Here is a 6446-nt window from a genome sequence, read left to right on the forward strand (position 1 = left end):
TTTTCGGCCAAAGACCATTTTGCAAAGGTCTTTTATAGCTATGAAGAAGACACCCCTTGTGGGTGCCCGCTTCCTAGCCACAGGTCGGAGGGGCGCAGCCCCGATGACCCGTGGACCAGTCGTTGCCAGCAATCCCGCGACCCCGCCAGGGTGTCGCACTGATTGCCGGTCGGTACGTGCGACACCCTGGCGGGGTCGTATATATAAGGCGTATCTCCGGAGACCCGGGGTCATCGGATGGGGCTGGGCTCTATCGGACAAGTCGGACGAGTCGGACAAGTCGGACGCCCAGCCCCAGCCCTCCTCGGTCCCCCCTCCCTCCAGCTCGCTCTCCAGCCCCCCCTCGGTCCTCCCTCCCCGGCTCGGTAGGTATGGAGGCACTCGATCTGCGCTGTCCGACTCGTCCGACCCGTCCGACTCGTCCGATAATACAGCGCGCCTCGTGGGTCGGACCAGGCTGAGGTCAGTGGGCCTCGAGCCAATTCTCGCCCACGCCGACATCAGCGACGAGCGGGACAGAGAGCGAGGGGAGCACCTGCTCCATCTCCTCCTTGACCATCGCCACGAGCCGCTCACGCTCATCGCCCGGCACGGTGAAGCAGAGCTCGTCGTGCACCTGCAGGATCATCTGCGAGCGGAAGCCCTCCTCCCGCAGGCGTCGCGCCACCCGCACCATCGCCACCTTGATGATGTCGGCAGCGGTGCCCTGGATCGGGGCGTTGATCGCCATACGCTCGGCGTTGGCGACGAGGTTGCGATTGCGGGAGTTGATATTCTGTATATACCGCCGGCGACCGAAGAGGGTATCGACATAGCCGTCCTTATGCGCCTGCTCGATGGTCTTGTCGATGTAGCGCTTCACCCCGGGGAAGGAACTGAAGTAGCCGTCGATCAGCTCCTTCGCCTCGCCTCGCGGGATGCCCAGCCTCGCCGAGAGACCAAAGGCGGAGATGCCGTAGATGATGCCGAAGTTGGCGGTCTTCGCCTTCCGCCGCATCTCCCCTGTCACCTCCTCCTCGGGGATGCCGAAAATTCTGGCTGCCGTGGCGGCGTGGATGTCCGCTCCGTGGCGGAATGCCTCTATCAGGGAGGTGTCACCGCTCAGGTGTGCCATCAGTCGCAGCTCCACCTGGGAGTAGTCGGCACTGACAAAGAGGCCCCCGGCGTCGGGATCGTTGGCCGTGAAGGCCTTGCGTATCTCCCGCCCCTGCTCGTCCCGCACCGGGATATTCTGTAGGTTGGGGTCGCTCGAGGAGAGCCTGCCGGTCGCCGTCTTCGCCTGATGGTAGGTGGTGTGGATGCGCCCGGTCACCGGATTGACCATCATCGGCAGTGGGACGAGGTAGGTGTTGACCAGCTTGGAGAGCCCTCGGTAGTCGAGGATCAGCCGCACGGCAGGGTGCCGATCGGCGACCATCTCGAGGTCCTCCTCCCGTGTGGAGTATTGCCCCGTGCGGGTCTTCTTGGGCTTATCGCTCAGCCCCAGCTGCCCGAAGAGGAAGTCGCCCACCTCCTTCGGGGAGTTGATGTTCACCGGATCCCCCAGGGTGTACCTCTGGAAGTCCTCCTCTATCCGCTCCAGCTCCGTCGACAGGTCTACGATCGCACTCTCAAGCAGATCGACATCGACCCGCACACCCGCCTGCTCCATCTCCAGCAGCACGTCCGCGAGGGGCATCTCGATGTCGTAGAAGAGCGACCTCAGGTGCTCCTCGCCCTCGATCCGCGGTCGGAGATGGTGGTAGAGCTGCAGCGTCAGGTCGGCATCCTCGGCAGCGTAGGGCAGCACCTCCCTCGGCTCCACCTGACGCATATTCCTCTGCTTGCTTCCCTTGCCGATCAGCTGCTCGATCGGGATCGGGCGGTACCGCAGCAGCGTCTCCGAGAGGTGGTCCAGCCCGTGGCGCGCCTCCGGGTCGAGGAGGTAGTGCGCCAGCATCGTATCCCACAGCGGCGGGACGGCGTGGAGGTCGTAGCGGGAGAGGAACTTGAGGTCAAACTTTCCATTCTGCGCCACCTTCACCTTCTCCGGGTCGGCGAAGAAGGGTGCCAAGGGTCTCAGCAGCGCCTTCGCCTCCTCCATATCCTCCGGCAGTGGGAGGTACCACGCCTCGTGCGGTCGCACGGAGAGAGAGAGCCCCACAAGGTGGTCCTGCATCCCGTCCAGTCCGTCCGTCTCGGTGTCGAAGGCAAAGGCCTCAGCCCCCGTGAGCGCCTCGAGGAGCCCCTTCATCTCCTCCTCCCCCGTGATCAGGGTGTAGCTGTGCTCCACGGTGGAGAGGTCGCCGACCGAGTCCTCCACCGCAGGCTCTGCTGCCGCCTCCTCGGGGGTGAGGTCAAAGAGGGATCGCTGAGGTGTGGGCGCAGGAGCTCCGTCTAAGAGCGCCTTCTTCTTGGAGCGGAAGTCCAGCTCATCATAGAGGTCCACCAGTCGCTGCAGATCCTCGGCGCCACGCGTCATCTCCCTGAGGGAGACCTCTATCGGCACATCGGTGACGATGGTGACGAGGTGTCGGGACGCCTCCAGCTGCTCCCGATGCTCGAGGAGATTTTCCTTCATCTTCCCCTTCAGTTCATCTATATGGTCGTAGATCCCCTCGATGGTGCCATAGGCCCTCAGGAGATCGGCGGCTCGCTTCTTCCCTATCCCCGGCACGCCCGGCACGTTATCCGACGCATCTCCCATCAGCGCCAGGAAGTCCCGTACCTGCGTCTCGTCGGTGAGGTCGTGCTTCGCCGCCACCTCCCCCGGTCCCAGGTCGTCAAAGCCACCCGACGACCCCGGCGCAAGCATATGCACCCGCTCCGTCACCAGTTGCCCGTAGTCCTTATCCGGCGTCACCATCAGCACCTCCAGCTCCGGGTGCGCCTCCGAGAGGTGCGTCGCCAGCGTTCCGATCACATCGTCCGCCTCGTACCCCGCCACCTCGTAGCTCTGCACGCCACGCGCCGTGATGATCTCGCGGATGTAGGGGAGCGCAAAGGTGATCGCCTCGGGCTGCTTCGCCCGCTGCGCCTTATAATCCTCGTACTCCTCGCTGCGGAAGGTCCCTCCCGGCGGATCAAAGACCACAGCCATGTACTGCCCCTCGGCCGCCTCGAGGATCTTGTCAAAGGTGTTGACAAACCCCAGCACCGCCGAGGTGTCCTCGCCCCGGCGATTGAGCATCGGTCGATTGGCAAAGGGGAAGTAGCCCCGATAGATCATCGCAAAGGCGTCGATGAGATAGAGTCGCTTGGAGGTCTTCTGAGACATATTCATATGGCTTTAGGGTGGATGATGATTAGGGGAGACCTTTGCATAATACCCCATCTGCGGCGTCACATTCGAGATTCGGGCTTGGTCATATGCGTAAGCACACTCCCTTCGCCCTCACTCTCAGTCCCTTGCATCTGGGGCATTCTGCAAAGTCCCTGCCGAAAAAGCGCTGCTTTTTCGGCGAAAGACCATTTTGCAAAGGTCTTTAGGTAGGAAAGGTACGAAAAATAATCGTCCGAGCCGGACCCCGATCGACTACGGGTGACGCATTTGAGCTTAATGGTAAAGGTGATGCTCCCTGTCGCTGTGTGATCACGTTAACTGATCCTCGCCCTGCTGCTACTGCCTGCCGATCCCGCAGGGGCGCAGCCCCGGAGGGATCATCGCTTTTTAGCCCGGTGGTCAAGGCACGAAGTGCCGAAGACCCCGGGTAAGAAGACCCATTTTAGGATATACGACCCCGCTAGGGTGTCGCACTTACCAGTCAGGCAATCAGTGCGACACCCTATCGGGGTCGTTGGGATAGAGCCCCATCGTAACCCGGAGTCTTCGGGGCTGCGCCCCTCGACATCCGGGCTAAAGACCGTGCACCCCTGCCGGGGTGCAACCCGCACCTCCGGGATCGGCTGAGGTAGATGGATTTTCCAAAAGAGAGCAGGTGTCCTCCGACTCGTCCGACTCGTCCGACTCGTCCGACTCGTCCGATAAGACAACGCGGTCCCCCCGACCCTCCATCGACAGGGCAGGGTTTTAGGATTCAATTATTTACGTTACCTTTGCGCCGTGCTTGTCCACCGATTTCCCGGAGGGAAAGGGGCGGACCGGCATAGTAACGTATTGTTTAACCCTTTTAGAAACATGATAGCCCAGAGCTATTAATGCATGATTACAAAGTACGACGAGACAAAGCCCAACGCAGACTTTGACTGGGACAAGTACAACCGCGAGTCCGACATCTCAGCTGAGCAGCTGGAGGAGGAGAAGAAGAAGTACGCTGAGACCATCCCCAATATCACCGAGGACGCGATCATCTCCGGTAAGGTGATCGCTATGGACAAGCGTGAGGTCAAGGTAGACGTGGGTCTGCGCGCTCCCGCCGTCATCCCCACAAGCGAGTTCCGCTACAATAAGGATCTCAAGGTCGGTGATGAGGTGGAGGTCTATGTCCGCAAGACGGAGGCCAAGGACGGTCGTCCTCTGCTCTCTCACGAGGACGCCATGCGCGACCGTGCCTGGAAGCGCATTGAGGAGGCCCTCGAGTCCAAGGAGACCATCACCGGATACATCGACAAGAGCATCAAGGGTGGTATGCTGGTCAATATCTTTGGTGTCAATGCCTTCCTCCCCGGCTCACAGATCGACGTCCGTCCGATCCGCGACTTCGAGGAGTTTGTCGGCAAGACGATGGAGTTCCGCGTCATCAAGGTCAATCCCGACTATCACAATGTCGTCGTATCTCACAAGGCACTCATCGAGGAGGAGCTCGAGGCACAGCGTGCCGAGATCATCTCTCACCTCGAGAAGGGTCAGGTACTCGAGGGTACGGTGAAGAACATCACCTCCTACGGTGCCTTCATCGACCTCGGTGGTGTCGACGGTCTGGTACACATCACCGACCTCTCCTGGGGTCGTGTCAATAACCCCGAGGAGGTGGTCGAGATTGGTCAGAAGATCAATGTCGTCGTCCTCGACTACGATGAGGAGCGTAAGCGTATCGCCCTCGGTCTGAAGCAGCTCACCCCCCATCCCTGGGACGCTCTCGAGGAGGGTCTCCAGGTAGGTGACAAGGTGACCGGCAAGGTCGTTGTCCTCACCGACTACGGTGCCTTCGTAGAGGTGAAGCCCGGTGTAGAGGGTCTCGTCCACGTCAGCGAGATGAGCTGGACGAAGCACGTACACCACCCCTCTGACCTGCTCAAGGTGGGCGAGGAGATCGAGTGCGTCATCCTCTCTATCGACCGCGAGGAGCGCAAGATGAGCCTCGGCATCCGCCAGCTCACCCCCGATCCCTGGGAGAGCATCGAGGAGCGCTACCCCATCGGTAGCAAGCACACCGCTGAGGTGCGCAATTTCACCCACTTTGGTATCTTCGTCACCTTCGAGGACGGGATCGATGGTCTGATCCACATCAGCGACCTCTCCTGGACCAAGAAGATCAAGCACCCGAGCGACTTCACCTCCATCGGCTCCAAGATCGACGTCGTCGTCCTGGATGTGGATAAGGAGAGCCGTCGTCTCTCGCTCGGTCACAAGCAGTGCACCCCCGATCCCTGGGGCAGCATCGAGGGCGTCTACTCCATCGGCTCCATCCACAAGGGCAAGGTAGGCGAGATCAGCGCACGCGGTGCGGTGATTGAGTTCCCCGAGGAGATTGAGGGCTTCGCACCCCTGAAGCAGCTCACCAAGGAGGACGGCTCTGAGGCTCAGACGGGCGAGGAGCTCGACTTCAAGGTGCTCGAGTTCAATCGCAACGCCAAGCGCATCATCGTCAGCCACACCCGCACCTACGAGGATGCTGCCAAGGGTCTCAACGTCGAGGCTACCCCCTCTGACGTGAAGGTCAATAAGAGCGCCACCACCTCTGCTCCGGCAGAGAAGTCTACCCTCGGAGACCTCGACGCCCTCGCCGAGCTCCGCGAGAAGATGGAGGACGCTGAGGCTGCCGGCGAGCAGGAGTAATCCCTCCCACTCGGCAACAGCCCGCAAGCCCTTGACCTAAGGGGCATACCATATTAATTGTACGAGGACCGTATCCCACTCGGGAAGCGGTCCTCTTTTTTTTGCTTACGACCGGCCGGGTCGGACGGGTCGCGCTGTCTTATCGGACAAGTCGGACAGCGCAGCCCCAGCCCGCTCTCCAGCCCGCTAGCTCTCTCCAGTCCCTCCAGCTCTCGCTCTCCAGCCCTCCCTCCCAGCTCCCTCTCCAGCCCTCCCTCTCGGATCTCACTCCCTCCTCGGTCCTCCCTCCCCAGCTCCCTCCACAGGCCCCTCCGGCATCCGTAGGATGCCCGCTCCATAGGCATCGGTCGAGGCACGAAGTGCCGACGACCGATGTATAGGCAGACGCAATATGCCACGACCCCGCCAGGGTGTCGCCGGTAAGTGGGGCTCAGCTCGGCGACACCCTGGCGGGGTCGTGGTGCTAGGATGGGGCGCTATACATCGGTCACCGCTTCGCGGATGACCG

Annotated in this window: 3 protein-coding genes; 1 reads left to right on the plus strand and 2 read right to left on the minus strand. The window is 61.4% G+C overall.

The window, feature by feature from the left end; translation table 11 throughout:
- Nucleotides 1-463 precede the first annotated feature (463 nt).
- A complete protein-coding gene (polA, locus tag HMPREF2890_RS06525; protein WP_070466836.1) occupies nt 464-3256 on the minus strand; it encodes a DNA polymerase I in 2793 nt (930 codons plus the stop codon).
- A gap of 885 nt (nt 3257-4141) precedes the next feature.
- On the opposite strand from polA, the gene rpsA reads away from it, so the two are divergent.
- Nucleotides 4142-5938, plus strand: coding sequence for a 30S ribosomal protein S1 (gene rpsA / locus HMPREF2890_RS06530; protein ID WP_070466807.1), 1797 nt, complete (start codon nt 4142-4144; stop codon nt 5936-5938).
- A gap of 53 nt (nt 5939-5991) precedes the next feature.
- Here the strand turns inward: rpsA and HMPREF2890_RS06535 are convergent, their stop codons facing one another.
- Nucleotides 5992-6336, minus strand: coding sequence for a hypothetical protein (locus tag HMPREF2890_RS06535; protein WP_148130705.1), 345 nt, complete (start codon nt 6334-6336; stop codon nt 5992-5994).
- Between the last annotated feature and the right edge of the window lie 110 nt (nt 6337-6446).

It is taken from the genome of Porphyromonas sp. HMSC065F10, assembly GCF_001808555.1.
Classification (GTDB): Bacteria; Bacteroidota; Bacteroidia; order Bacteroidales; family Porphyromonadaceae; genus Porphyromonas_A.